The organism is Odoribacter sp. N15.MGS-14 (genome assembly GCF_000980245.1).
Lineage (GTDB): Bacteria > Bacteroidota > Bacteroidia > Bacteroidales > Marinifilaceae > Odoribacter > Odoribacter splanchnicus.
On record NZ_LARE01000147.1, the window covers coordinates 1 to 1,471 of the forward strand.

Consider the following 1,471-nt stretch of genomic DNA (forward strand, 5'->3'; position numbering starts at 1 on the left):
TTCGAAGTGCTTTTCACCTTTCCTTCACAGTACTGGTTCGCTATCGGTCTCTCGGGAGTATTTAGCCTTACCGGATGGTCCCGGCAGATTCACGCAAGATTTCTCGTGTCCCGCGCTACTCAGGATACCACTACGCTTAATTTGACTTCGTATACCGGACTATCACCGTCTATGGTTCAACTTTCCAGAGGATTCTACTCATCAAATGTCTTGCGACATCGTGGTCCTACAACCCCACACATGCCGTAACATGGGTGGTTTGGGCTATTCCCCGTTCGCTCGCCACTACTAGGGGAATCATTATTATTTTCTTTTCCTACAGGTACTAAGATGTTTCAGTTCCCTGCGTTAGCTTCCATCAAAGATGGATGACATTCCTTCAGAATGCCGGGTTGTCCCATTCGGAAATCTCTGGATCAAAGGTTATTTGCACCTACCCAGAGCTTATCGCAGCTTATCACGTCCTTCATCGCCTCCGAGAGCCAAGGCATCCGCCATGCGCCCTTGCTTACTTTCTTTCAAACTTACTTTTAAGTATCAGGTATTAAGTATCAGGTATTAACCCAAAGTACTTAATAGTGTTGTACTTAAAACGTACGGTTCGATATATACTTTTAGCTCTTTACTAAATTTTACTTTTTGTACATCATGTCAAAGATCGTTTCTCTTTTCAGAGACTGTGGAGAATAACGGATTCGAACCGTTGACCCTCTGCGTGCAAGGCAGATGCTCTAGCCAGCTGAGCTAATCCCCCAAGAGTAATTGAACATTGCAATAATGAATTGACAACGACAATTTTTGTTCGGAGTAGTCCCAGGCAGAGTTGAACTGCCGACCTCTACATTATCAGTGTAGCGCTCTAACCAACTGAGCTATAGGACTAGTTCAACCTTGTCTACCTGATGTTAGACTCGGCTTCTTTTTTCTCTTGTTTATCTCTATCTATACTTCTATAGATGGTTGATCTATATATTATAAATAAACAAGTACCAGTAGTACAAAAAACAGAACCTTTAAAGTCATTATTTTTAACGATGGCCGTTTTACATTATTCATGTAGAATTGCATCGTCTTACGACATCGCTCCAGAAAGGAGGTGTTCCAGCCGCACCTTCCGGTACGGCTACCTTGTTACGACTTAGCCCCAATTACCAGTTTTACCCTAGGACGCTCCTTGCGGTTACGTACTTCAGGTACCCCCGGCTTTCATGGCTTGACGGGCGGTGTGTACAAGGCCCGGGAACGTATTCACCGCGCCATGGCTGATGCGCGATTACTAGCGAATCCAGCTTCACGAAGTCGGGTTGCAGACTTCGATCCGAACTGAGAGAGGTTTTTGGGATTAGCATCCTGTCACCAGGTAGCTGCCTTCTGTACCCCCCATTGTAACACGTGTGTAGCCCCGGACGTAAGGGCCGTGCTGATTTGACGTCATCCCCACCTTCCTCACATCTTACGACGGCAGTCTCTC

2 tRNA genes and 2 rRNA genes are annotated in these 1,471 nt (G+C 45.8%); all 4 read right to left on the reverse strand.

What is annotated here, in order from left to right:
• A 23S ribosomal RNA gene (locus WS34_RS14580) occupies positions 1 to 518 on the reverse strand; the annotation flags it as partial.
• 162 nt (positions 519 to 680) lie between these two features.
• Positions 681 to 754 (reverse strand) — tRNA-Ala (locus WS34_RS14585).
• Between the two features lie 54 nt (positions 755 to 808).
• Positions 809 to 882 (reverse strand) — tRNA-Ile (locus WS34_RS14590).
• A 207-nt stretch (positions 883 to 1,089) separates the two neighbouring features.
• Positions 1,090 to 1,471 (reverse strand): 16S ribosomal RNA (locus WS34_RS14595); the annotation flags it as partial.